Source organism: Flavobacterium galactosi (assembly GCF_048158585.1).
In the GTDB taxonomy this organism is placed as follows: Bacteria; Bacteroidota; Bacteroidia; order Flavobacteriales; family Flavobacteriaceae; genus Flavobacterium; species Flavobacterium galactosi.
The window spans coordinates 543,974-567,328 of the sequence record NZ_JBLNKV010000002.1 but is presented as its reverse complement, the minus strand read 5'-3'; the positions used below and the strand labels follow the sequence as shown (position 1 = coordinate 567,328).

Genomic DNA, 23,355 nt, shown 5'->3' with positions numbered 1-23,355 from the left:
AAAAAGCCTCTTTTGAGACTTTTTCTTGGTTTACTTTTTAATATTCATCCTCATTCCAAAGATAATCTTCGTCTGTAGGATAATCTGGCCAAATTTCTTCCATTGATTCATATATCTCGCCTTCATCTTCTATAGATTGAAGGTTTTCTACTACTTCTAATGGAGCTCCTGCTCTAATAGCGTAGTCAATAAGTTCGTCTTTGTTAGCAGGCCACGGGGCATCACTTAAATAAGATGCTAATTCTAATGTCCAATACATCTGTTGTCGATTTAGTTTTGTGCAAAAATAAATTTTTTACTGAAAAAGACAAGTAAAAAATCATTTATTTTTAATTAAAGTTAAGAACGTCTTTGTTGATTGCTGATTTTTGATTTCAGATTAACGATTTTTGATTTTAAAAATGCTGCTTAATCTGAAATCCTATTTCCTTGGAATCCATTGAATTTCCGCAGCGTTTAAATCATGAGACAACTTTCGTGCCAACACAAAAAGATAGTCAGAAAGTCGGTTCAGGTATTTGATAGCGATTTCAGCAACGGGTTCATTGTGGCTTAAATGGACAGCTAAACGCTCTGCTCTGCGACATACGCAACGGGCTATATGACAATATGACACAGTGGTATGTCCGCCGGGAAGGACAAAATGAGTCATTGGAGGCAATGCTTCTTCCATCGTGTCAATTTCGTTTTCCAATAATTCAATATCGGACTCGATAATCCCCAATTTTTTTAAACGCAATTCCCCGTTTTTCATCACCTCTTTTTCCGGAGGCGTAGCCAAAATGGCGCCCACGGTAAACAATCGATCTTGAATTTCGATAAGGATTTCTTTGTAATGGCTATTCATTTCCTGATCCCGAATTAAACCTATATGGGAATTCAATTCGTCAACTGTGCCATAACTTTCTATACGGGCATGGTCTTTTGGGACTCTGGTTCCGCCAAAAAGTGCTGTTGTTCCTTTATCTCCCGTCTTTGTATATACTTTCATCTGCCGTTTATTTGATATAAAAAAAACAAATTTAGGGTATTAATTCCACTATTGCTGCTACAAATCGGTTCAGTGAACCGTCACTGAGATTGAAATACAAATCGGGTTCAATGCATTCCATTTCCATTACGTACAAATCATTGTCAATTACTATTCCGTCCACTCTGGCATACAATAAATCATTTTGAAAAGTATGGACAATTTTTAGTGCTTTTTCAATAAGTTCCTGACTCGGTTGAACCAAATGGTATTTTCCTCCAAATTGAGATTGCACCCTAAAATCCCCTTCAACGGGTTTTTTATTGACACAATGAGAGAATTTTTTATTAAAAAAAATAAAAGAGGTTTCGCCCAATGTTTGAATTTGCGGCATGAATTCTTGTAAAAGCAATTCTTTCTGCGAAGCTATAGCTGTATATTGTTCGTTTATCTTTTCAATATCCGATCTTTCAAAAACTTCGGTGAGATACGAACCCGCCGAAAACGCTGGTTTTATAACTGCTTTTTTCCAATGAGAGGGAATCCGTTCTGCAAGATTGAGATTGTCTGTTTTGTCTATGAAAACCGTAGGAAGAATTATAATTCCCTGCTTTTCCATTTCACGCAAATAAAACTTATGGATATTTTTCTTGATTACTTCAATTGGGTTAAGCGTTTTAATTCCTAATTTTTCTATTTGGTTGAGCCAAATAGAAAATTCGGTCTCTTTCTCGAAATAATCCCAGGTATTGCGAAAAATTAAATAGTCGAAATCGTTCCAATTGATGGTTTTGTCACTCCAAATTACCGCTTTGGCTTGCATGTTATGTTTGGCTAATGCAGGAATTATTTTTTGATCTTCGGGAGTTAAATCGGGAAGTTTTTCGCAGGTTAGTAGAGCGATTCTCATTTTGGTTGCAGGTGTTATTTGGAATTTTAGATGGTATTGTGAGCGGGATTCCTTAGCCCAGATAGCAGCGGTATCCTGCTTCTTGTCATTCATACGAAGGAAGAATGGCAAGAAAGAGATACAAGCGAATAGCTGGAAATGGCTCCTAAAAAAACTATTTTATAGTATCACTTTCAATAAGTCCATCTCTTAAACGGATAATTCTATGGGCGTAAGCAGCAATTTCTTCTTCATGAGTGACCAGAATTACTGTGTTACCATTAGCGTGGATGTCTCCAAAAAGTTTCATGATTTCTAATGATGTTTTACTGTCTAAATTTCCAGTAGGTTCATCGGCAAGAATGATGGATGGTTTATTTACTAAAGCCCTTGCAATAGCTACACGCTGGCGTTGTCCTCCCGAAAGTTGGTTGGGTTGGTGGTCCATTCTATCGGCAAGATTTACTTGTTCCAAAACTTCAGTAGCGCGTTTATTTCTGTCCGATTTTGAAAATCCCGCGTAAATCATCGGTAATGCCACATTGTCTAGTGCAGTTGTTCTTGGCAAAAGGTTAAAAGTCTGAAAAACAAATCCGATTTCTTTATTGCGAATTTCGGCTAATTCGTCATCTTTCATTTGGCTGACATCTTTTCCGTTCAGAATATAACTCCCGGAAGTTGGTGTGTCCAAGCAACCTAATAAATTCATTAAAGTAGATTTTCCGGATCCTGAAGGTCCCATTAATGCCACGTATTCCCCTTTATTTATTTGTAAATCAATGCCTTTTAGGACGTAAACGATTTCATTTCCGAGTACAAAATCTCGTTTAATATTGGTTATTTTTATTAGCGGGTTTGCCATTGGGATTTTTGGTTGCTGATTAACGATCTTTGATTTCAGATTTTAAAAGTACAAAAGACTTTCGAATTATTAATAAGTAGCCGTTTTTTAAAATTTGTTACAATTTTTTGCTTCAATTTAGAATAACGGAAGGATTTATATTTGAGCACTGTTTTTTGCTTTTCCAGATTTCTCTTAAAATACGATTTTTAATAAATAGAAATGCTCTTTATTGTTTTATACTATTTTAGCAATAATTTATATAATTCACACTTTATTTCTTTTTATTTCATAATTATATGAATAATTTATAATATTTTTGTATTTGTATTGGTTAATTAACAGTATTGTGTAACTTTGTTTAAATAATATTTAATCAAATCAAGAAATTATGGAAAGTAAAAAGTTATTATTAGGTGTTGCGGTGATCGCTTTGGGATTTACCTCTTGTAAAGATGAAAAAGCGGAACAAGCAGAGAAAACAGTTGATAGCTATGTTATGTACGTAGATTCAGTAGGTAATGTTGCTGCTGAAGACGCGAAAGGGAACTGGCAAGGAATTGAAGCTACTTATGAATTGAAAAGCGGAGAAGCCGAAGCCGCTATAGCAAACATGAAAGATAATGCAAAAGCGCAAGAGCGTCTTGATGCAAGTAGAGCCAAATATGAAGCTTTAAAAGCTAAATATGAAGCTGAAAAAGCGCCAGAGCAACCAACTACTGATGTAACAATTAGCTCTAAACAACAATTAAGAAATGCTTTATTTGGTCAAGGAAAAATTGGGGATGATATGAATTTTAGCTGGGTAAATGCAGCTAATATACATAGTGTTTACCAACAATTTATCCATACTGCTGAAGATAATAAAGACAGTTATACACGTGAAGACTGGGATGAAATTAAATTAATGTACGAAGCATTGGACAGCAGAAAAAATACTGTTGAAAAAGAAGGACTTTCGTCTGAAGATAACAGAAAAATTGCTGCTTTAAAATTCAAATTTGCTCCAATGTTGAAAGTGAATAGAATGGGTGCAAAATCAGGAGAAATGAAAAGAGCAAAAGAATAAACGACTTACTAATTCAAGGTTAGAAATGACAGTCAGCAATGGCTGTCATTTTTTTTGCATTAAATGCGAATTATAAAATGCTCTTTGGGCTGTTCTCTTCTAAAAAATACCAAACCCCATTGAAAAATATCAATGGTTACGGTAACTGTTGGATGTTTTTTTATCATTTCCCAAGCTTCTTCCATTTCTGGTGACCAATGAATGTCGTCAAAAATCCAAACGGTTTCATTAGTAATCGTAGGAAGTAATAATTCGAAATACGCTACGGTTGCTTTCTTGGAGTGATTGCCGTCGAAATAGACTAGTTGATAGTGTGCAGTGTGCAGTGTGCAGTTTAGCAAATAAGTACTGAACTCTGTTATTTCGGACTTTATGGTATTGAAATTGAATTTTTGAAATTGCAATTGGGCTTGTTTTGCTGTTTCCGGACAACCTTCTAAAGTGATTGTTTTTGCTTTTAAATTACCCAAAGAAAGGGCAGTAGTCGCTAATCCTAATGAAGTACCAATTTCTAAAACACATTCCGGCTGAAAATAATTAGTGATTCTAAATAATAATTGGGCTCGCTTCGGAGAAATTCCAGCCGTTCTGGCAATCTTGGAAATTTTTCTTTTATTAGATTTGAAAACTTTCGAACCTGCACCAAAATCGGTAACTTCGATTGTAGTGTTGTTTTCTAAAAGTGATTTTCTGTAATTCCTTAAAACAGCATATTCGGGTTTTGATTTTTTGTCATAAAAACATTTCGTCAATAAACTAAACACAAAAGGCGAATGTACTGCATGCTCATTTTTAGAGTGCCAAAGGAATTGTAGGTACGATTTTATTTGGAATAACATAGAGACATTTACAAAGTAGGGGCGAAGATACGAAAAAGGAGTAAGTAGTGTGGAGTGAATAATGTGCGTAAATTTGTAAAATCTGCGTGCCTATATTTTTCACGCAGATTTACGCAGATTCTAATGTGAAAATATCTTAAAAGTTTAATTCCTAAAGCGTATGCCTTGGGAATTAGTAATAATTCAGGTATTACACGAATCACTTCTCTAGATACTATTCACTTTAAATAGTATATTTGCACCCTTGGTATTTTTGCTAATAAAAATGCCTGTTTTATATAATGACAACATCAGCAATAGAAAATAAGACTGCCATAAGCTCGGAAGAAATTGACCGATGCATCGCTATTTTGGCACAATTGAATACGGATACAGACCAAATATTTGATATCCCGAAAGAACAACGAACGGCCTTAATCAAAGCTGCAGGAATGTTTTCCAGACCGGATCGTGATGAACTTTCCCGTAGAAAAAAGGACGGAAAGTTAGCTGTCAAAAGGAAAATGGAAAAGCGCGACCGAACTGCCCGCAAGGAAACCGGAATTCGTCATGCCCGTGAAGCGAGTGTTTTTGTGGCACCCAAATTATTGGCTATGAATCATCTCGCTCTAAAAGAACAATTAGAACTGGAAACTCCTAGAAATTGTTATGTATGTAAAACCGAGTTTACTAAAATGCACCACTTTTATGATACGATGTGTACCGATTGTGGCGATTTTAATTATGCGAAACGGTTTCAAACCGCAGATGTAAAAGGGCAAGTAGCGGTTATTACCGGGTCTCGCTTAAAAATTGGGTATCACATTGCCTTGATGCTTTTGCGTGGCGGAGCAACTGTTATTGCAACGACTCGTTTTCCGGTAGACTCAGCTTTGCGTTTTTCTAAGGAAGATGATTTTATGGATTGGGGACATCGTTTGAAAATTCATGGATTGGATTTACGACATATTCCCAGTGTGGAGATTTTTTGCAATTTCATAGAACAAAAATATGAACGATTGGATATCTTGATTAATAATGCGGCACAAACCGTGAGACGTCCTGCGGGATTCTATACCCATTTAATGGAAAACGAAGCGCTTTCTATCGCTTCTTTGCCAAAACAAGCACAAGAGTTATTGCTGGATCATACCAATTGTCTGGATGAATTAAAAGTATTGACAGCAGGAGCTTCTTCGAATCAAAATATGTCAGTGACTTGGCACGGACCAGAACCGGGAATTGGATTGCGGGCTTCCGCCAAATTATCCCAGATTCCGTATTCGTTTGATAATGCACTGGTGGCAAATGAAGTTTTTCCGGAAGGGCAACTTGATGCCGATTTGCAACAAGTAGATTTAAGAAAAACCAACAGTTGGCGTTTGCGATTGGGACAAATTGAAACGACGGAGATGATCGAAGTGCAGTTGGTGAATTCAGTAGCGCCTTTTGTATTGTGCAACCGCCTTTCCGAAGTTATGAAGAAAGACAACACGGGACAAAAGCACATCATCAACGTTTCGGCAATGGAAGGAAAGTTTCATCGTTTTTTCAAGGAAGACCGCCATCCGCATACCAATATGGCCAAAGCCGCATTAAATATGTTGACCCATACTTCCTCAGGTACTTTGGCAAAAGACGGAATTTTTATGAATGCAGTAGATACCGGTTGGGTAACCGATGAGGATCCTGCCGAATTAGCCAAAAGAAAACAGGAAGAAGAAGACTTCCAACCGCCATTGGATATTGTTGATGGTGCCGCACGGGTTATGGATCCTTTGTTTGACGGTATTAATACAGGAAAACATTGGTGCGGGAAGTTTTTGAAAGATTACAATCCTATTCCTTGGTAAAAGCCATAAAGTTTATGAAATTTTTAGAGTTTTAAATTAGGTTTAAAACCGTTTTATTAATTAGGTTTGTTATAAATTATTAATTTAGGGGCTGTTATTCTGCAGTTTTCTTTATATTAGTATCTTTAATATAGAATTCAATAAATATAAAAGTAGAGCATTAGCTAATTTAACCACATTTTAATTTTAAATACTATGGTAATAGAGTATCAAGGGGAACAAAACGGAATTCCGACAAAATTTACGGTAAGAATCATCGGAAATAATATATCGAAAACGAGTTCGAATTACCAAATTGATTTATTGGTAGGAGACAAAAAATTGCCGACTTTTAAGACCTTAATCCATAAGAGTTTGGCTAATTGTTTGAAAGAGATTTACTTGTTCCGCAAATACAACGGTATCAAGTTTGATGCTTCTTCCGAAAAAATCGCACCTAAAGTAACCCTTTATGATTCGAATTTATATAATTATCACAAGAAGACCTTGTTTTTGGCATAAACCATTTGCAAAAGCTACTAGTTTATAAAATAAAACCCACAACAGAATCAGATTCTGTTGTGGGTTTTCCTTTAAATACTATTTATAAAAATTCAATACTGAACGCTGAGACTGAATACTATCCTTCTATCTTCGCACTCAGCTCAAACCATCGCTCCTCTTTCTCTTCAATTTTATTGATGATATTTTTCAGTTCGTTGGCTTTCTTTTCAATATCAGCTTCGGCAATTTTTCCATCGGAAAACAATTGCTCGATAGTTGTTTTTTGAATCTCTAAATCTTTTATTTCACGTTCCGTTTTTTGGAATTCTTTTTGCTCGTTGAAAGTCAAATTCCCGGTTGGATTGTTTTGTTTCCAGTCTTTCTTATCGGCTTTGTTTTCCTCTTTTTGAGCCACATCAGCACTGTCTTCATAGGCTCTAAAATCCGAATAGTTTCCAGGAAAATCTTCCACCACACCATCACCTCTAAAAATGAACAAGTGATCCACAATTTTATCCATGAAATACCTGTCGTGAGAAACCACAACTAAGCAACCCGGATAATCTAGAAGGAAACTTTCCAAAACATTCAGCGTCACAATATCCAAATCATTGGTAGGCTCATCCAGAATCAAAAAGTTTGGATTCTGAATCAAAACCGTACACAAGTACAAACGTTTCAATTCGCCACCACTCAATCGATCCACAAAATCGTATTGTTTTTTAGAATCAAACAAGAAACGCTCCAATAATTGCGAAGCAGATATCAATTTCCCTTTCATCAACGGAATAAATTCTCCGTATTCCTTAATCACATCAATAACACGCTGACCCGGTTTTGGGTTAATCCCGCTTTGGGTATAATATCCTATTTTTATAGTTTCACCAACCACCACTTTTCCACTATCAAGGGGCAAAGTTCTGGTCAAGAGATTCAAGAAAGTAGATTTTCCAGTTCCATTTTTTCCAATGATTCCAATGCGTTCGCCACGTTGAAAATCAAAACTGAAATTATTCAAAATCACATGATCCTTGAATTTTTTGGAGATTTTGTGAAGCTCGATAATCTTGCTTCCCATACGTTCCATGTTGATTTCGAGTTCTACTTTATTTTCACGACGGCGACTTTGCGCTTTTTCCTTAATGTCATAAAAATCATCCTGACGCGATTTCGATTTTGTCGTTCTCGCTTTTGGCTGACGGCGCATCCATTCCAATTCTTTTACAAAAAGATTCTGCGCTTTATCCACACTCGAATTCTCGGATGCGATGCGTTCCTCTTTTTTCTCTAAATAATACGAGTAATTTCCTTTGTATTGGTATAATTTTCCGTTGTCTAATTCGATGATTTCGTTACAAACACGCTCCAAAAAGAAACGGTCGTGCGTCACCATAAACAACGTAATATTTTCTTTGGCAAAATAGCTTTCCAACCATTCAATCATCTCTAAATCCAAGTGATTCGTAGGTTCATCCAGAATCAATAAGTCAGGACGATTGATCAAAATGATAGCTAGTGACAACCTCTTTTTCTGTCCTCCGGAAAGATTTTTTACTTTCAGTTTGAAATCTTCCAACTTCAGTTTGAACAAAATTTGTTTGTACTGCGTTTCAAAATCCCAAGCATTGTGCTGATCCATTCCGTCAAAAGCTTTTTGGTAGGCTTCCTCATCCTCAGGATTTTCTAATGCTTTTTCATACGCTTCTATCACTTTTAAAGTCTCATTATCCGAAGCGAAAATGCTTTCTTCAATGGTCAATTCGTCTTGCAAGTTGTTATTTTGCGAAAGGAAAGCCATTTTTATGCCCTTTCTCAAAACTACTTGTCCCGTATCAGACTCTTCTAAACCATTAATAATGCTCATAATGGTAGTTTTTCCAGAGCCGTTTTTGGCTATGAAGGCAATTTTTTGGTCTTTATTGATTCCAAAAGAAATGTTTTCAAAAAGCGTTCTTTCTCCAAAAGATTTCGAGATATTTTCGACAGATAAGTAATTCACTTTGTAGGGTATGAGTTATAAATTAGAAGCTATGGATTCGTTACGAAACATAACTTTTTTGCAAAAGTAATTCATTTACACCAAGTTTCAAGTTTTTGTGATTCAAGTAATGTTAAAACTAAAAAATTAGGCTAATTTTTAGGAGCGAATGATTTGGTTTTATTTGGAGACATCCTTCCCGCTTTTCGTTGCAATCTTTGTTCGTTCCTCTCAAAGGATATCGGCTCTATCGGGGCTAAGGAGAAACATGTTTTTGTGTTTTTAATATTCTCAAAAAAAGTGTATATTTGATATTCAAAATAAGTGTAATGGATTCTAATTCAAAAAAATATAAAAGAAACGAAAAAGTTGAATCGGTAGAGGAGGAAGCTGTTTTGTATCAATCAAAATCGGATTTAGAAATCGGAAATCAGGATGACTTTTGGGATGGACTTCCTGAACATGTAAAGCAACTAATTGAAATTGGATTAAAACAAAGCGCGCAAGGACTTGGCAAGCCTCATTCTCAAATAATGGCTGAAGTTAAAATGAAATATAATCTCACTTAATGAAGTATTATATTCATTGGTTAACTTTAGCGGAATTAACTTTTTTAGATGAAATTGATTTTATTTTAAGAAAATGGAATACAAATGAAGTGGAGAAATTTACACTATTAGTTTACAGTTTTATTGATGCTTTGATCCAAAATCCGACCATTGGAAAGTATAGTCCAAAACGTAAAATTTATTCTTTAGTTATTTCAAAACAAACAACATTATATTACACCGTTTTAAAGGATAAAAAACAAATTGATTTGGTGTTATTTTGGAACAACAAACAAAATCCAAGTCTTCTCAAGAAATTATTAAGATAATTTTCTAATTTTATAATTGGCAAGTTTATAATTATATTTGCCCGATGCAACTATCCGTTATCATCCTCAATTACAACGTACGCTATTTTCTCGAACAATGTATTTTAAGCGTTCAAAATGCATTAGAAACCATTGACGGCGAAATCATTGTAATCGATAATAATTCCCAAGATGACAGTTGTGAAATGATGAAAAATCGTTTTCCAAACGTAAAACTCATTCAAAACAAAGAAAATCTTGGTTTTCCAAAAGGCAATAATATGGGAGTTGCACAAGCTCAAGGTGAATACATTTGCATTCTCAATCCGGATACAGTCGTCGCTGAAGATACGTTTAGCAAAGTATTGGCTTTTGCCAAAAAAATAGCTGATTTTGGAATCGTAGGCTGCAAACTCATCGATGGCACCGGAAATTTTCTGCCCGAAAGCAAACGCGGCGTTCCAACACCTTGGGTCGCTTTTACCAAAATTACCAGTTTGTACAAATTGTTTCCCTCCCGAAGTTTCGGGACAAGAACATTCGGGAAATACTACGCACAGCATTTAAACGAAAACGAAACGGGAAAAGTAGACATTCTTGTTGGTGCTTTTATGTTCATGAAAAGGGATTTGTATCTTGAAGTAGGCGGATTTGATGAAGATTGTTTCATGTATTCAGATGATATCGATTTGTCTTATCGGCTATTACAAAAAGGAAAATCCAATTATTATTTCCATCAAACCACGGTTATACATTATAAAGGGGAAAGTACCATTAAGGATGAAACTTATATGAAACGCTTTCAGGAGGCGATGCATTTCTTTTATAAAAAGCATTTTCGCATATCCATAATATTCTCTCTTTTTATGAAAGCAGGAATTGTCTTTTTTTCTTTTGTTAAAATGTTTCAAGGGAAATCTACAATAAAAATGTCTCCGAAATCATATATACTATATTCGGCTAACCAAAAATTAGCGGATAAACTCCGTTTAGTTTTGCAAAAAAAAGTGTCATTTCACGATTTAAAAACAGAAAAAATGGTAATTTCGTCTTCGCTAAGAAGTGGAGATGGAACCGAAATTATTTTGGATAACGAATTTGTTTCGTTCAAAAAAAGTATCGCAATTCTCGAATCTTCAAGAAATAAAGGATTTACCTTTAAGATTATACCAAAAAATGCTAATTTTTTAATTGGAAGTAATAATAGTAACGAAAGAGGTAAGGTTATAAAAATAGAGTGAAAAATTACATTAAATGTAATTTATATTTAAAATATTTAGTAATTTCGCAAACTGAAAATCAAAATCACCTTCTAGGTTAACAATATGGCAAGATTTGAATTAAAGCTCCCAAAAATGGGAGAAAGCGTTGCAGAAGCAACCATTACAAATTGGTTGAAACAAGTTGGAGACAAAATTGAAGCCGATGAAGCGGTACTTGAAATCGCTACTGATAAAGTCGATAGCGAAGTGCCAAGTGAAGTTTCGGGTGTTTTAGTGGAACAATTGTTCGGTAAAGATGATTTGGTTCAAGTAGGGCAAACCATCGCTATTATTGAAACGGACAGCGCAGCTATTACAGAAACAGCGCAAGAAATTGCAGCTCCGGTTGCCGTTGCAGCAATTGAAAAAACAGTTGATGCAGCTAAAGAAGCTGTTATGGCTCCAGCAGATTTCTCTCCCGACTATTCGGGATCCGAAAAATTCTTGTCACCTTTAGTTAAAAATATAGCTAAAGAAGAAGGCGTTTCTGTTGTAGAGTTAGAATCGATTTCAGGAACCGGAAAAGAGGGTAGAGTTACTAAAAATGATATTTTAGAGTACGTAAAAAATAGAACAAGCCAACCTGTAGTTTCGACTCCTGTTGCAGCGGTTCAAAACTCAACAACAGCTCCAGTTCCTCACAAAGCTGCTCCGGTATCTTTAAGTGGTGGTGATGAAATTATAGAAATGGACAGAATGCGCAAGCTCATTGCGGGTTACATGGTCGCTTCGGTACAAACATCTGCTCACGTGCAATCCTTTATTGAAGTGGATGTGACGAATATTGTAAAATGGAGAGAAAAAAATAAAATTGCTTTCGAAAAAAGAGAAGGAGAGAAGTTAACTTACACTCCTATTTTCATGGAAGCAGTTGCAAAAGCACTGAAAGATTTCCCTGGAATGAATATTTCTGTAGATGGTGATTTTATCATCAAGAAGAAAAATATTAACCTTGGAATGGCGGCTTCATTGCCAAACGGAAATTTGATTGTTCCAGTAATTAAAAATGCAGACCAATTAAATTTAGTTGGAATGGCAAAAGCGGTCAACGATTTAGGAGGCCGAGCAAAAGCAGGAAAATTAAAACCAGATGATACACAAGGGGGAACCTACACCGTTACAAATGTGGGGACTTTTGGAAGTGTTTTTGGCACGCCAATTATCAATCAGCCGCAAGTGGGGATTTTAGCCCTTGGAGCAATCCGTAAGATGCCGGCGGTAATCGAAACTCCGGAAGGAGATTTCATTGGTATTCGCCAGAAAATGTTCTTGTCGCACAGTTATGACCATAGAGTTGTAGATGGTGCATTAGGTGGTAGTTTTGTGAAACGAGTAGCGGAATATTTAGAAGCCTTCGATATCGACAGAGATTTTTAAAAGTATATAATTGCAATATAAACCCGATTGATTTTTAAAATCAATCGGGTTTTCTTTTTTTGATATTTTATGGAACTTTAAAGTTTAAAGTTTAAACCCAAATTTCTATATTTGTACTCATACAAAATTTAAAAATGGAACTTAAACTCAATAAACCAATTTGCTTTTTCGATCTTGAAACCACAGGAATTGATATCGGAAAAGATAGAATTGTAGAAATATCAATATTTAAAGTTTTTCCAAACGGAAATAAAGAAAGCAAAACGTGGTTAGTGAATCCAACGATTCCTATTCCGCCTCAAACAACGGCTGTTCATGGAATCACTGATGAAAAAGTAGCCAATGAACCTACTTTTAATGAATTAGCAACACAGGTTTACAATATGATTAAAGACAGCGATTTGGCTGGGTTTAATTCAGATCGTTTTGATATTCCATTACTTGCTGAAGAAATGTTGAGAGCTGGAGTAGATTTTGATATGAAAGGTAGAGTTTCAGTAGATGTGCAAACCGTTTTTCATAAAATGGAAGAGCGTACATTAGGCGCTGCACACAAGTTTTATTGTGGAAAAACGCTCGAAAATGCGCATTCTGCCGAAGCGGATACTATGGCGACTTACGAAATTTTAAAAGCGCAACTGGACCGTTATCCTGAATTAGAAAACGACATGAAATTATTGTCGGAATTTACTACTCGAAAGAGAATTGCTGATTTTGCCGGAATGATTGCTTTTGATAAAGATGACGAAGAGATTTTTGCTTTTGGAAAACACAAAGGAGTAAAAGTGAATAAAGTTTTAGAAACAGAACCCGGTTATTTCAGTTGGATGCAAAATGCTGATTTTCCGTTGTATACCAAGAAAGTTTTAACAGCAATCAAACTTCGAAAACTGAACACGAAATAGGTATTAGGTTATAGGTATTGGGTACAAAGTGTTCCAAAAACCAGAACTCAAAATCCAAAACCCAAGTTATGAAAATAATCTGCATTGGTAGAAATTATGCCAACCACATAGCCGAATTGCACAACGAAAGACCCACAGAACCGGTGGTTTTTATGAAGCCGGATTCAGCTGTTTTATTGAAACAACATCCGTTTGTAATCCCTGAGTTTTCGGAAGATATTCATCACGAAATTGAAATTATTGTCAAAATAAATAAGGTTGGTAAATACATCGAACCTAAGTTTTCCCATAAATATTATGACGAAATTAGTGTGGGAATTGATTTTACCGCACGTGATTTGCAAAGTAAATTAAAAGCGAAAGGGTTGCCTTGGGAAAAAGCCAAAGCATTTGATGGTTCTGCGGTTATAGGGGAATTTTTACCAAAAAATCAATTTAGTTCATTAGAAAATATTACTTTTGAATTAACCAACAACAATAAAACAGTGCAAATAGGTAATTCTGGTCTTATGTTGTGGAAAATTGATGAACTAATTTCTTATGTTTCTCAGTTTTTTACGTTAAAGATCGGGGATATCATTTTTACGGGAACACCTGAAGGAGTCGCTGCTGTAAAGCCAGATGACGTTTTAGAAGGGTTTTTAGAAGGACAACAACTATTTAGAATACAAGTAAAATAATGGCTATAAATTACAACCTTTCAAAAGTGTACGCGCTTTCAGACAACGATCCAGAATTTGTGACTGAAATTTTGACTTTGTTCGTTACTGAAGTTCCAGACGATTTATTGCAAATCAAAGAAGGAATAAAAAAGAAAGACCATAAGCATGCTTATGCTTATGCGCACAAGATAAAACCAACGCTGGATTTAATGGGCTTAAACGTGGCTTTCGAAGAAATTCTTCAAGTTGAAGCCTGGACCAAAGCGGAAGGCAAAAAGAAAGACATCAAAGAAACGTTCAAGAGCGTTAAGAATCAAGTCAACGATGCGATCAAAGAAATTAAAAAAGACTTTAATTTGTAAAATTTGGGCGTGACCCGCTGAAAAAGCGGGTCGGGCTATCCGTTCCAATCTCCCGAAAAAAACGGGAGGATTTTCACTTTTATCCCTCACGCAAAAAAAAAGGAATGTATTAATTTATACTTTCCTTTTTTTGGATTATAATCTCACAAAAAAATAGCACTAAAAAAATGAAAGCAACCATAGTTACAATTGGTGACGAAATTTTAATAGGCCAAATTGTTGATACAAATTCTGGTTTTATTGCAAAATCGTTGGACAAAATAGGTGTTGAAATCAATGAAATGATTTCGATAAGCGACGATAAAAAGCACATTTTAGATACGTTTGCGAAACTTCAAAACACCGTGGATTTGGTTATTGTTACCGGCGGTTTAGGTCCGACAAAAGATGATGTTACCAAGAAAACATTTTGTGATTATTTTGAAGATGAATTAATTGTCGATCAGAAAGTTCTGGCTCATGTTACCCATCTTATAGAAGGTTTTTACAAACGGACCATTACCCAAATCAATAAAGATCAGGCACTGGTTCCGTCAAAATGTACCGTGCTTCACAATGAGGTTGGTACGGCGCCAGGAATGTGGATGAAAAAAGAAAATACGGTGTTTATTTCGCTTCCCGGAGTTCCTTTCGAAATGAAATATTTAGTAGAGCATGAGATTATACCAAAAGTAGTCCTGGAATACAAGCGTCCGTACATTCTGCATCAAACAATTCTTACTTACGGTCAAGGCGAAAGTATGGTTGCGGAACGCATTGAAGAATGGGAAAACAACCTTCCTGAATTTATAAAATTGGCTTATTTGCCTGCCCCGGGAAGAGTGCGTTTGCGTCTTTCGGCACGAGGTATCGATAAGGAAAAATTAGAAGTGGCCATTGAAGAAAACGTAAAATCGCTGGATGCAATAATCCATGATATCATTGTTGGTTTTGATGATGATGAAACCCTGGAAGTTGTAGTAGGGAAAATATTGGCAAAACAAAATAAAACCATTTCAACTGCCGAAAGTTGCACGGGAGGAAAAATCGCTGAGGCTTTGACTTCGGTTTCGGGTTCTTCCAAATATTTTAAAGGAAGTGTGGTTTCTTATGCGACAGCCGTTAAAATTGATGTTTTAGGTATACCTGAAAACCTCATAAAGGAATATTCTGTTGTGAGTAGAGAAGTAGTTTCGGCTATGGCTTTGAGTATACAAAAGATGATGAAAACAGATTATGCAATTGCTACAACCGGAAACGCAGGGCCGTCAAAAGGAGACTCAGATGCAGAAATTGGGTCCGTTTTTATCGCATTGGCTACACCAAGCGAAGTAATTGTTGAAGAATTTAATTTTGGTCAACCCCGTGAAAAAGTGATAGATAGAGCCGTAATTAAAAGTTTAGAGCTGTTGCAGAAAGAAATTTTGAAAAATGTGTAATATTTTCTTTGCGTAATAGGTTTATTTTTCTTTTCTTTGCACCCTGATTTTGAATAACGATAAAAGATAAGTATAATGTCAAGAGTTTGTGACCTTACAGGTAAAAGAGCGATGGTAGGAAATAACGTTTCTCACGCTATGAACAAAACTAAGAGAAAATTTTCTGTGAACTTAGTTAAAAAGCGTTTTTATCTTCCAGAAGAAGATAGATGGATTACTCTAAGAGTAGCTGCATCTACGATAAAAACAATTAATAAAAATGGAATTGCTGCAGTTTTGAAAAAAGCGCAGTCAGAAGGATTTATTAAATAATCCCTTCCAAAATAAAAAAATAGCAAGATGGCAAAGAAAGGTAATAGAATCCAGGTAATTTTAGAATGTACTGAACACAAAACATCAGGTGTTGCAGGGACTTCAAGATACATCACAACAAAGAACAAAAAAAATACTCCGGACAGATTAGAGATTAAAAAATTTAATCCAATCTTGAAACGTGTAACAGTTCATAAAGAAATTAAATAATAATTAGTCATGGCAAAGAAAACAGTAGCATCGTTACAGACATCTTCTAAGAGATTATCAAAAGCCATCAAAATGGTGAAATCTCCAGTAACAGGGGCATATACATTCGTAGAATCTATTATGACTCCGGAAGCAGTTGATGAATTCTTGAAAAAGAAATAATTCATAAGCATATTATATAGAAAAGCTACTTTCATTCGGAAGTAGCTTTTTTATTTTCTATATTTACCGATTAGAAAAACGTATGGATTTTTAGGATTGATACATCATTTTTTATACCCCAAATACAATGAGTTTTTTTAAAAGAATATTTTCTTCAGAGAAAAAAGAAACATTAGACAAAGGTCTTGAAAAGTCAAAAACAAATTTCTTTTCGAAATTAACTAAAGCGGTTGCCGGAAAGTCAAAAGTTGATGATGAAGTTTTAGATGATTTAGAAGAAATCCTTGTTGCTTCAGATGTTGGTGTGAATACTACATTGAAAATAATCACCCGAATCGAAAACCGCGTTGCCTCAGATAAATATCTGGGCATAGAGGAACTTAATGAAATTCTGCGGGAAGAAATCGCTGCTTTATTATCGGAAACCAACTCCGGTGAAGCAACCGAATTTGTAATTCCAATACAGACTAAACCCTACGTTTTAATGGTGGTTGGAGTAAATGGAGTTGGGAAAACTACGACTATTGGTAAATTAGCGTATCAATTTAAAAAAGCGGGCTATAAAGTAGTTTTAGGTGCAGCAGATACTTTTCGTGCAGCAGCCATAGATCAATTGCAAATTTGGGCGGATAGAGTGGGTGTTCCCATTGTAAGACAAAATATGGGAAGTGATCCGGCTTCGGTAGCTTTTGATACTTTGCAATCAGCAGTGGCACAAGATGCGGATATTGTAATTATTGACACGGCAGGACGTTTGCACAATAAAGTTAATTTAATGAACGAATTGACCAAAGTAAAACGAGTGATGAAAAAAGTTGTTGGCGATGCGCCACACGACGTACTGTTAGTTTTGGATGGTTCTACCGGACAAAATGCTTTTGAGCAAGCCAAACAATTTACCGCTGCTACAGAGGTTACTTGTTTAGCGGTTACCAAACTGGATGGAACTGCCAAAGGTGGGGTTGTTATAGGAATCTCAGATCAATTTCAAATTCCTGTAAAATACATAGGTGTTGGAGAAGGAATCGAAGATCTTCAGGTTTTTAATAAATACGAATTTGTAGACAGTTTTTTTAAATAATATTTAGGCAATGAATTTTTCTTCTATCAAAAACACTAACCCCATTTATTTTTACTTTGTAAGTATTATTTCCTTCATAGTGGCAAATCTTATCCGAGATAAAAGTATTGGTTTCTATTATTTTTTGTTGGTAATTGGCTTGGTTTTCTTTATTTTAGGTTTTATGAAACGATTGAAAACGAAATAAATTACTGATAAAAAGCATTGATTTTTTGCCATAAAACATCGTCAAAATCGGACAAGGTCAGATTCGCATTATCAGCAGCGTCACCCATTCTGATTACTACCATTTTCTTGCTTGGAATGACATAGATTTTCTGATCATTTTTTCCTAATGCCATAAACATATCGTTTGGAGCAGACGGTATAATACTTCCGGGAATTGTAAGTTGGGATTGTGGTAAATGGTAACTGCTTTTTCCATTTAGCCACCATAAATAGCCATATCCTAAATTAATATTTTGAGAAGTCGTTGTTGCTTCGGTAAAGTAGTTTTCATTCAAAATTACGGTGTTATCCCATTTTCCTTTGTTGCACATCAGCAATCCAAAACGCGCCATGCTTCTGGTTGTACTTCCATAAACTGAATTATTACCAGATTGAAACCAAGCGCCATCCATTCCTATTTTGTCCCTTAATTTGGTGTTGAAATAAGTGTTCCAAGTTTGACCGGAAGCCTGCGCAATAACATCTTGTAATTTTACATACACATTATGATAGGCCCATCGCGTTCCTGCATCGGCTTTGTATTGCAGACCTGCAGGAGAAACATCATCACCATTAGCAATGTCCTCGATGCCGGAAGTCATGGTGAGTAAGTTTTTGCAGGTAATTATATTTTCTTTCGCTAATGTTTCGCTTGTCCAGCCTGTTCCAATGTATTGTGAAACTTTAGTATTGATGTTCAAAAAACCTTCCTGTTGCGCTATTCCCGTAAGTGTTGCTGTCAATGTTTTTCCCGCGCTTGCCCAATACCAATTGGTCGTTGCTGAATGTCCATTGAAATAATTTTCCATTACGATTCGGCCATTGATCAGAATGATGAAACCTTTGGAGTGTTTCAGTTCTAAATAATCCAAAAGTGGCTGAACAGCGGTTTGTTTCCAACCCAAACTTGCAATTGATTTTGTTTCCCAAGTTGTACCTGTTAACGGAGGAAAATAGATTGTTTCTGTTGGTGTAGGCATAGGATTTGGGTCGGCAGATCCTGAACTGCAACTCATGCACAAAAATGCGAAAAGCAGGTTGTAGATTGTTTTAGACATGTTCTGGCTATTTGTAGGGTAAGACCAAAAATATAGAAAATAGTTTAATGTGTTTTGAATTTTTTGTTTTTGTTTGAGTTTATTAAGTTTAACTTTGTCCTTAGAATAAAGTTTCTTTTTTATTCGAATGCATAGCCCTGATGGAAGTGACATCCTTTTTTTTGAGCTTCTGACGAAGGAAGAAGCTCAAGAAAAAGATATAACGGACAGCAGGAAATAGCTCCAAAAAATAAATTAAATATGAAAAATACATTCACAATTCTTTTTATAGTACTCTTTTTTGTGGCGTGTCAGCAAAAGATAAAGCCAGCCGATGTTGAGAAATTAAATGGGTATTGGGAAATTGAGAAGGTTACTTTTGATACTGTAAAAGATAAGGATTATACTATCAATGAAAGCTATGATTACTTTGAAATAGATAAAAATAATAAAGGAATTCGGAAGAAGGTAATACCGCAATTAGACGGGACTTTTTTAGTGAATGATACTTATGAAAACGTGACGGTGCGATTCAAAGACGATAAAGCTTATATTGATTATTCGACTCCTTTTACAAAATGGAGTGAAGAATTAATCACTTTGACCGATGATGAATTAGTGTTGCTGAATGTAGAAAAAAAAGAATATCATTACAAGAAAACGGGACCAATAAATTTACTGGGTGATGGCAAAAAGGTTAAATAATCAAAGTACGATTGGGGATGTTTTGAAACAAATTATCCAAGTGAATAAACTGCAACCCGGAATGGATCAAATTGACGTTAAAGACGCCTGGAAAAACCTGATGGGGAACGGTGTGAACAGTTATACGAATAATGTGGTTTTGAAAGGAAGTACGCTGTATGTGGAGTTAACTTCATCCGTATTAAGAGAGGAATTAAGTCACGGAAGATCAAAAATTGTAGCCATGATTAATGAGGAATTGCGTCGTGATGTGGTTAAAGATGTTGTTCTGAGATGATGATTTTAGATTGTTTATTTCAGATATCTGTGATTGTAAATAAAAAAAATCCCGTTTCAATTGAAACGGGATTTTGATTTATACGATTTTTAAATCTTAATTCAAAAATCTGAAATCTTCAATCATAAATTAAAACTGCTCTCTTCCGGCAAAATGGAAAGCACCTTCGATAGCTGCATTTTCATCGCTATCAGAACCGTGAACTGCATTTTCTCCAATAGAAGTAGCGTATGCTTTACGGATAGTTCCTTCGGCAGCTTCAGCAGGATTTGTTGCACCAATTAAAGTTCTGAAATCTTCAACAGCGTTGTCTTTTTCTAAAATAGCAGCAACAATTGGTCCTCTTGACATGAATTCCACTAATTCACCATAAAATGGTCTTGCAGCGTGAACTTCATAAAATGCTTGAGCATCAGCTACAGTTAATTGTGTTAATTTCAAAGAAACAATTTTGAAACCTGCAGTAGTAATCATAGCAAGTATGTTTCCGATGTGTCCGTTAGCAACAGCATCAGGTTTAATCATTGTAAAAGTTCTATTCGTAGCCATTTTTGTGTTTTTTAAATTTTGTGCAAAAATAGTATTTTTTTATTGAATGTTTTTATAAATAAGATATTGAAATAATGCTGATTTTAATTAAAGTACAATTATTTCAAAATTAGATTGCAACGGTTTTAATTGTTTGATCAATGCAGGAATTAAATGCTCTCCGTTTTCCAAATAGAATTCCGCAAAATTAGCTTGACGTTCCTGTAAACTTTGGTTGGGAAATAATTCGTTTTGCAAGTCAATAATTCGTTGTAAAATAGCGCTTAAATTTCTTTTTTGCGCTTTTAGTAATCGTTTCTCCAGATTTTCTAATCCTCTAGTTTGTTTTGCTTCCTGCGCTTTTACCGCTCCAATGAAAGATTTATCCGTTTTGTATGCTACTTCATAAAGCACTTCAAATTGTTTTTGCAATTGCTCTTTCAGATTGGTCAAATCGATTGGAAATTCCGATAATTGTTTGGTTTTATTGTTTATTAAATGGGTTTGTTTTGAAAACAAATCGGTCCAAGTTAAATCTAGTTTGTCTGCTTTTTTGGCTTGTTTTTCGGTTGCCAATAGTACCGAATTTCGTAGTAAAAGCATTGGGAAAGTCACTTTTGCGGAAGCAAAAAAGGATTTCAATTCCAACCAATACGCAATTTCTCCACCTCCTCCAATGTAACATAAATTGGGTAAAATAACTTCCTGATACAACGGACGCATAATCACATTAGGACTAAATTTTTCAGGATGGTTTTCTAAAAGTGCTAGAATTTCAGTCTCCGAAAATTCAATTTTAGTATGGTTTACTTTGTATGTATTGTTTTCAAAAACGATGCGTTCGCGTAAATTATCTTCAATATAAAACAAATTGATTTCACGAGGATTTACTTGAACGGTATACTCTTTTAGTTTTTCGGCCGTTTCAAGTACTAATGGATGAGCAGATTGGTGCAGTAATTCTTCTTTTATAAAAGGAATAAAGTTGCGTTTTAAATCTGAATCATCCGCATCCAGAATGACTAAGCCATACGTTCCAAAAAGTACATTCGCTAAATGTCTTGTGGCATCCGCTAGATTGTCATGTTTGATGTAAGAGTCCTCAAATAATTTTTTTATGGTGCTTGCATTCAAACTGGAACCAATTTCCAATGCAAATATTTCAAGAAATTCATCCAAACCCTCAGTGGACAATCGTCCAACGGGACCGGTACTTTCTTTATTCCAGTGGAATTTTTTTCCTTTAAAACTGAAATAATTGATTTCTTCAAAATCATGGTCTTCGGTAGCCATCCAATAAATGGGGACAAAATTATACGATGGGTATTTTGTTTTTAATTCGGTTGTCAAATTAATAGTCGAAATAATTTTATACAAAAAATATAGAGGACCACTGAATAAATTCAATTGATGTCCCGTAGTAACAGTAAATGTATTTGTATTGCTTAAAGTATCAATATTTTGTTGGGTCAAAGCCGAAGTTTCAACATTTAAATATTGCTTTTGTAAAACGGAAACTAACGTTTTTCGTGAAGTATCATTAAAATTTTCTTGCTTCTCCAGAATTTGCCCTTCAAAGTTCTCAAGCGTTGGAAATCTGTTGTATAAGGATTGTAAGTTTGGATTTTGGTCTAAATAATCATTCATCAAAGGAGAGAAATATCCGGAATTCTGATAGCTGATACAGTCGGTTGGCATAATAAATTTTTATATGTTGCTAAATTACCACTAATAATTGGAACTATAATATTTGTTACTTTCGAAAAATAGTATCAATTTTATCGAATATTTTTAACATTCCTATGAAAGATAATTCAAATCCTAATAAAAAAAATTCATTAAAACATGTCCTTTTTGGCAGTTTAATTGGTACAACTATAGAGTTTTTCGATTTTTATATTTATGCAAATGCAGCCGTATTGGTTTTTCCTCAATTATTTTTTCCTTCTACTGACAGTACGAACTCGGTTTTACTATCCTTGGCGACGTTCTCGATAGCCTTTCTTTCCCGACCTCTCGGTTCGGCAGTTTTTGGTCATTATGGAGATAAAATAGGTCGCAAGGCTACCTTAGTAATTGCGTTGTTGACCATGGGTATTTCAACGGTGAGTATTGGTTTCTTGCCGAGTTATGCCAGCATTGGAATTGCTGCCCCTTTATTGTTAATGTTGTGCCGATTTGGTCAAGGAGTTGGTTTAGGAGGAGAATGGGGTGGGGCCGTATTATTGGCCATCGAAAATGCTCCGCCAAATAAACGTGCTTGGTATGGTATGTTTCCCCAATTAGGAGCACCAATAGGCTTATTGCTTTCGGGAGGGACTTTCTTGATTTTGACTGATACGATGAGCGCCGAAGCTTTTCTGGATTATGGCTGGAGGATTCCGTTTGTAGCGAGTTCTCTATTGGTTGTTGTCGGTTTTTATATTCGATTAAAAATCACCGAAACTCCCGCCTTTGAAAATTCTAAAAAAGAACAAGAAGAAGTGAAAATTCCATTTTTCACTTTATTGAAATTTTATAAAAACCAATTGATTTTTGGCACATTTGCCGCTATTACTACTTTCTTGGTATTTTATCTCATGACGGTTTTCACGCTCAGCTGGGCAACTTCTGATTTAGGGTATTCCAAAAGAGATTTTCTGTTAATGCAGTTGTTTTCGGTATTGTTTTTTGCTCTTTTTATTCCTGTATCAGCCCTAATTGCAGATCGTATTGGACGCAGGAAGATGCTGATTTATGCCACGACAGCTATTGCTGTTTTTGGTTTTGCATTTTCTTTTTTCTTAAACTCAGGAAGTACCGTTCTGGTGACTCTTTTTTTATGTATGGGAATGGCTTTGATGGGATTTACCTATGGCCCTTTGGGTACTTTCTTGTCGGAATTGTTTCCTACTACCGTCCGTTATTCGGGTACCTCTTTGGCATTTAATTTGGCAGGAATCCTCGGAGCAGCTTTTGCTCCTATGATTGCGATTTGGTTGGCGACGCAGTATAGTTTGACCTATGTTGGTTTTTATTTGAGTACCGCCGCCTGTATTTCTTTATTTTCGTTGTTGATGATTAGCAAAGAAGAGCATAAGTTTTGATGATATG

Annotated in this window: 27 protein-coding genes; 18 read left to right on the top strand and 9 right to left on the bottom strand. The window is 35.4% G+C overall.

All coding sequences use genetic code 11. From position 1 onward, the window contains the following. Positions 1-37: 37 nt before the first annotated feature. From ACM55M_RS06505 to ACM55M_RS06490, 4 genes are all read right to left on the bottom strand, one after another. Positions 38-259 (bottom strand): DUF2795 domain-containing protein, encoded by a 222-nt coding sequence (locus ACM55M_RS06505; RefSeq protein ID WP_007138072.1) that lies wholly within the window; start codon positions 257-259, stop codon positions 38-40. A 162-nt stretch (positions 260-421) separates the two neighbouring features. Beyond that, positions 422-991: a cob(I)yrinic acid a,c-diamide adenosyltransferase gene (locus ACM55M_RS06500; RefSeq protein WP_416856759.1), complete on the bottom strand. Its 570-nt coding sequence runs from the start codon at positions 989-991 to the stop codon at positions 422-424. A 31-nt stretch (positions 992-1,022) separates the two neighbouring features. Then, positions 1,023-1,973, bottom strand: coding sequence for an ATP-grasp domain-containing protein (locus ACM55M_RS06495; protein WP_416856758.1), 951 nt, complete (start codon positions 1,971-1,973; stop codon positions 1,023-1,025). Between the two features lie 61 nt (positions 1,974-2,034). Next, a complete protein-coding gene (locus tag ACM55M_RS06490; RefSeq protein WP_416856757.1) occupies positions 2,035-2,721 on the bottom strand; it encodes an ABC transporter ATP-binding protein in 687 nt (228 codons plus the stop codon). Between the two features lie 370 nt (positions 2,722-3,091). Here ACM55M_RS06490 and ACM55M_RS06485 point away from each other — a divergent pair, with 370 nt between their 5' ends. Beyond that, positions 3,092-3,769 (top strand): hypothetical protein, encoded by a 678-nt coding sequence (locus ACM55M_RS06485; RefSeq protein ID WP_416856756.1) that lies wholly within the window; start codon positions 3,092-3,094, stop codon positions 3,767-3,769. Positions 3,770-3,828: 59 nt separating this feature from the next. Here the strand turns inward: ACM55M_RS06485 and ACM55M_RS06480 are convergent, their stop codons facing one another. Next, complete coding sequence (locus ACM55M_RS06480; protein WP_416856755.1) at positions 3,829-4,608, bottom strand: O-methyltransferase; 780 nt, start codon at positions 4,606-4,608, stop codon at positions 3,829-3,831. Positions 4,609-4,889: 281 nt separating this feature from the next. Between ACM55M_RS06480 and ACM55M_RS06475 the strand changes: the two genes are divergently transcribed. Next, positions 4,890-6,440, top strand: coding sequence for an SDR family NAD(P)-dependent oxidoreductase (locus ACM55M_RS06475; RefSeq protein WP_416856754.1), 1,551 nt, complete (start codon positions 4,890-4,892; stop codon positions 6,438-6,440). 195 nt (positions 6,441-6,635) lie between these two features. Continuing rightward, positions 6,636-6,941 (top strand): hypothetical protein, encoded by a 306-nt coding sequence (locus tag ACM55M_RS06470; protein ID WP_416856753.1) that lies wholly within the window; start codon positions 6,636-6,638, stop codon positions 6,939-6,941. 118 nt (positions 6,942-7,059) lie between these two features. Here the strand turns inward: ACM55M_RS06470 and ACM55M_RS06465 are convergent, their stop codons facing one another. After that, entirely contained in the window at positions 7,060-8,922 is a 1,863-nt protein-coding gene (locus tag ACM55M_RS06465; protein WP_416856752.1) for an ABC-F family ATP-binding cassette domain-containing protein, read from the bottom strand. A 308-nt stretch (positions 8,923-9,230) separates the two neighbouring features. Between ACM55M_RS06465 and ACM55M_RS06460 the strand changes: the two genes are divergently transcribed. The 12 genes from ACM55M_RS06460 to ftsY all read left to right on the top strand — a co-directional run bounded on the left by ACM55M_RS06460 (position 9,231) and on the right by ftsY (position 17,508). Next, on the top strand, positions 9,231-9,470 hold the full coding sequence (locus ACM55M_RS06460) for a hypothetical protein (protein ID WP_416856751.1): 240 nt from the start codon (positions 9,231-9,233) through the stop codon (positions 9,468-9,470). Further along, positions 9,470-9,778, top strand: a complete 309-nt coding sequence (locus ACM55M_RS06455; RefSeq protein ID WP_416856750.1) for a type II toxin-antitoxin system RelE/ParE family toxin — start codon at positions 9,470-9,472, stop codon at positions 9,776-9,778. Before ACM55M_RS06460 ends, ACM55M_RS06455 begins: the two co-directional genes overlap by 1 nt. 44 nt (positions 9,779-9,822) lie before the next feature. Further along, positions 9,823-10,998: a glycosyltransferase family 2 protein gene (locus ACM55M_RS06450; RefSeq protein WP_416856749.1), complete on the top strand. Its 1,176-nt coding sequence runs from the start codon at positions 9,823-9,825 to the stop codon at positions 10,996-10,998. Positions 10,999-11,082: 84 nt separating this feature from the next. Next, a complete protein-coding gene (locus ACM55M_RS06445) occupies positions 11,083-12,396 on the top strand; it encodes a dihydrolipoamide acetyltransferase family protein (RefSeq protein ID WP_416856748.1) in 1,314 nt (437 codons plus the stop codon). A gap of 134 nt (positions 12,397-12,530) precedes the next feature. Continuing rightward, positions 12,531-13,301, top strand: coding sequence for an exonuclease domain-containing protein (locus ACM55M_RS06440; RefSeq protein WP_416856747.1), 771 nt, complete (start codon positions 12,531-12,533; stop codon positions 13,299-13,301). A 68-nt stretch (positions 13,302-13,369) separates the two neighbouring features. Then, a complete protein-coding gene (locus tag ACM55M_RS06435) occupies positions 13,370-13,981 on the top strand; it encodes a fumarylacetoacetate hydrolase family protein (protein ID WP_416856746.1) in 612 nt (203 codons plus the stop codon). Further along, entirely contained in the window at positions 13,981-14,325 is a 345-nt protein-coding gene (locus ACM55M_RS06430; protein ID WP_416843636.1) for an Hpt domain-containing protein, read from the top strand. Before ACM55M_RS06435 ends, ACM55M_RS06430 begins: the two co-directional genes overlap by 1 nt. Positions 14,326-14,492: 167 nt before the next feature. Further along, a complete protein-coding gene (locus ACM55M_RS06425) occupies positions 14,493-15,743 on the top strand; it encodes a CinA family nicotinamide mononucleotide deamidase-related protein (protein ID WP_416856745.1) in 1,251 nt (416 codons plus the stop codon). A gap of 75 nt (positions 15,744-15,818) precedes the next feature. After that, a complete protein-coding gene (gene rpmB / locus ACM55M_RS06420; protein ID WP_024980263.1) occupies positions 15,819-16,055 on the top strand; it encodes a 50S ribosomal protein L28 in 237 nt (78 codons plus the stop codon). A 27-nt stretch (positions 16,056-16,082) separates the two neighbouring features. Then, the gene (rpmG, locus tag ACM55M_RS06415) at positions 16,083-16,265 is read left to right on the top strand and encodes a 50S ribosomal protein L33 (RefSeq protein ID WP_017495179.1); all 183 of its coding nucleotides are present in this window, start codon (positions 16,083-16,085) and stop codon (positions 16,263-16,265) included. A gap of 9 nt (positions 16,266-16,274) precedes the next feature. After that, entirely contained in the window at positions 16,275-16,427 is a 153-nt protein-coding gene (locus ACM55M_RS06410; RefSeq protein WP_143386768.1) for a DUF4295 domain-containing protein, read from the top strand. 127 nt (positions 16,428-16,554) lie between these two features. After that, a complete protein-coding gene (gene ftsY / locus ACM55M_RS06405) occupies positions 16,555-17,508 on the top strand; it encodes a signal recognition particle-docking protein FtsY (RefSeq protein WP_416856744.1) in 954 nt (317 codons plus the stop codon). A gap of 188 nt (positions 17,509-17,696) precedes the next feature. Here the strand turns inward: ftsY and ACM55M_RS06400 are convergent, their stop codons facing one another. Continuing rightward, the gene (locus ACM55M_RS06400) at positions 17,697-18,773 is read right to left on the bottom strand and encodes a serine hydrolase domain-containing protein (protein WP_416856743.1); all 1,077 of its coding nucleotides are present in this window, start codon (positions 18,771-18,773) and stop codon (positions 17,697-17,699) included. A 240-nt stretch (positions 18,774-19,013) separates the two neighbouring features. Here ACM55M_RS06400 and ACM55M_RS06395 point away from each other — a divergent pair, with 240 nt between their 5' ends. Both ACM55M_RS06395 and ACM55M_RS06390 read left to right on the top strand, forming a co-directional pair. Next, on the top strand, positions 19,014-19,457 hold the full coding sequence (locus ACM55M_RS06395) for a lipocalin family protein (protein WP_416856742.1): 444 nt from the start codon (positions 19,014-19,016) through the stop codon (positions 19,455-19,457). Further along, positions 19,438-19,734 carry a DciA family protein gene (locus ACM55M_RS06390; protein WP_035673647.1) on the top strand — a complete coding sequence of 99 codons (297 nt, stop codon included), beginning with the start codon at positions 19,438-19,440 and terminating at the stop codon, positions 19,732-19,734. The genes ACM55M_RS06395 and ACM55M_RS06390 overlap by 20 nt, the downstream gene beginning before the upstream one ends. Before the next feature lie 129 nt (positions 19,735-19,863). On the opposite strand, the gene ACM55M_RS06385 is transcribed toward ACM55M_RS06390, so the two are convergent. Further along, on the bottom strand, positions 19,864-20,283 hold the full coding sequence (locus ACM55M_RS06385; RefSeq protein ID WP_039109514.1) for a nucleoside-diphosphate kinase: 420 nt from the start codon (positions 20,281-20,283) through the stop codon (positions 19,864-19,866). Positions 20,284-20,370: 87 nt separating this feature from the next. Continuing rightward, a complete protein-coding gene (bshC, locus tag ACM55M_RS06380) occupies positions 20,371-21,960 on the bottom strand; it encodes a bacillithiol biosynthesis cysteine-adding enzyme BshC (protein ID WP_416856741.1) in 1,590 nt (529 codons plus the stop codon). Positions 21,961-22,064: 104 nt separating this feature from the next. Here bshC and ACM55M_RS06375 point away from each other — a divergent pair, with 104 nt between their 5' ends. Then, positions 22,065-23,348, top strand: a complete 1,284-nt coding sequence (locus ACM55M_RS06375) for an MFS transporter (protein ID WP_416856740.1) — start codon at positions 22,065-22,067, stop codon at positions 23,346-23,348. Positions 23,349-23,355: the final 7 nt, after the last annotated feature.

Excerpts from the sequence above, each read along its gene's own strand:
- ACM55M_RS06505 (WP_007138072.1), bottom strand. The coding sequence starts at position 259 with ATGTATTGGACATTAGAATTAGCATCTTATTTAAGTGATGCCCCGTGG.
- ACM55M_RS06500 (WP_416856759.1), bottom strand. The coding sequence starts at position 991 with ATGAAAGTATATACAAAGACGGGAGATAAAGGAACAACAGCACTTTTT.
- ACM55M_RS06495 (WP_416856758.1), bottom strand. The coding sequence starts at position 1,973 with ATGAATGACAAGAAGCAGGATACCGCTGCTATCTGGGCTAAGGAATCC.
- ACM55M_RS06490 (WP_416856757.1), bottom strand. The coding sequence starts at position 2,721 with ATGGCAAACCCGCTAATAAAAATAACCAATATTAAACGAGATTTTGTA.
- ACM55M_RS06485 (WP_416856756.1), top strand. The coding sequence starts at position 3,092 with ATGGAAAGTAAAAAGTTATTATTAGGTGTTGCGGTGATCGCTTTGGGA.
- ACM55M_RS06480 (WP_416856755.1), bottom strand. The coding sequence starts at position 4,608 with ATGTTATTCCAAATAAAATCGTACCTACAATTCCTTTGGCACTCTAAA.
- ACM55M_RS06475 (WP_416856754.1), top strand. The coding sequence starts at position 4,890 with ATGACAACATCAGCAATAGAAAATAAGACTGCCATAAGCTCGGAAGAA.
- ACM55M_RS06470 (WP_416856753.1), top strand. The coding sequence starts at position 6,636 with ATGGTAATAGAGTATCAAGGGGAACAAAACGGAATTCCGACAAAATTT.
- ACM55M_RS06460 (WP_416856751.1), top strand. The coding sequence starts at position 9,231 with ATGGATTCTAATTCAAAAAAATATAAAAGAAACGAAAAAGTTGAATCG.
- ACM55M_RS06455 (WP_416856750.1), top strand. The coding sequence starts at position 9,470 with ATGAAGTATTATATTCATTGGTTAACTTTAGCGGAATTAACTTTTTTA.
- ACM55M_RS06450 (WP_416856749.1), top strand. The coding sequence starts at position 9,823 with ATGCAACTATCCGTTATCATCCTCAATTACAACGTACGCTATTTTCTC.
- ACM55M_RS06445 (WP_416856748.1), top strand. The coding sequence starts at position 11,083 with ATGGCAAGATTTGAATTAAAGCTCCCAAAAATGGGAGAAAGCGTTGCA.
- ACM55M_RS06440 (WP_416856747.1), top strand. The coding sequence starts at position 12,531 with ATGGAACTTAAACTCAATAAACCAATTTGCTTTTTCGATCTTGAAACC.
- ACM55M_RS06435 (WP_416856746.1), top strand. The coding sequence starts at position 13,370 with ATGAAAATAATCTGCATTGGTAGAAATTATGCCAACCACATAGCCGAA.
- ACM55M_RS06430 (WP_416843636.1), top strand. The coding sequence starts at position 13,981 with ATGGCTATAAATTACAACCTTTCAAAAGTGTACGCGCTTTCAGACAAC.
- ACM55M_RS06425 (WP_416856745.1), top strand. The coding sequence starts at position 14,493 with ATGAAAGCAACCATAGTTACAATTGGTGACGAAATTTTAATAGGCCAA.
- rpmB (WP_024980263.1), top strand. The coding sequence starts at position 15,819 with ATGTCAAGAGTTTGTGACCTTACAGGTAAAAGAGCGATGGTAGGAAAT.
- rpmG (WP_017495179.1), top strand. The coding sequence starts at position 16,083 with ATGGCAAAGAAAGGTAATAGAATCCAGGTAATTTTAGAATGTACTGAA.
- ACM55M_RS06410 (WP_143386768.1), top strand. The coding sequence starts at position 16,275 with ATGGCAAAGAAAACAGTAGCATCGTTACAGACATCTTCTAAGAGATTA.
- ftsY (WP_416856744.1), top strand. The coding sequence starts at position 16,555 with ATGAGTTTTTTTAAAAGAATATTTTCTTCAGAGAAAAAAGAAACATTA.
- ACM55M_RS06400 (WP_416856743.1), bottom strand. The coding sequence starts at position 18,773 with ATGTCTAAAACAATCTACAACCTGCTTTTCGCATTTTTGTGCATGAGT.
- ACM55M_RS06395 (WP_416856742.1), top strand. The coding sequence starts at position 19,014 with ATGAAAAATACATTCACAATTCTTTTTATAGTACTCTTTTTTGTGGCG.
- ACM55M_RS06390 (WP_035673647.1), top strand. The coding sequence starts at position 19,438 with ATGGCAAAAAGGTTAAATAATCAAAGTACGATTGGGGATGTTTTGAAA.
- ACM55M_RS06385 (WP_039109514.1), bottom strand. The coding sequence starts at position 20,283 with ATGGCTACGAATAGAACTTTTACAATGATTAAACCTGATGCTGTTGCT.
- bshC (WP_416856741.1), bottom strand. The coding sequence starts at position 21,960 with ATGCCAACCGACTGTATCAGCTATCAGAATTCCGGATATTTCTCTCCT.
- ACM55M_RS06375 (WP_416856740.1), top strand. The coding sequence starts at position 22,065 with ATGAAAGATAATTCAAATCCTAATAAAAAAAATTCATTAAAACATGTC.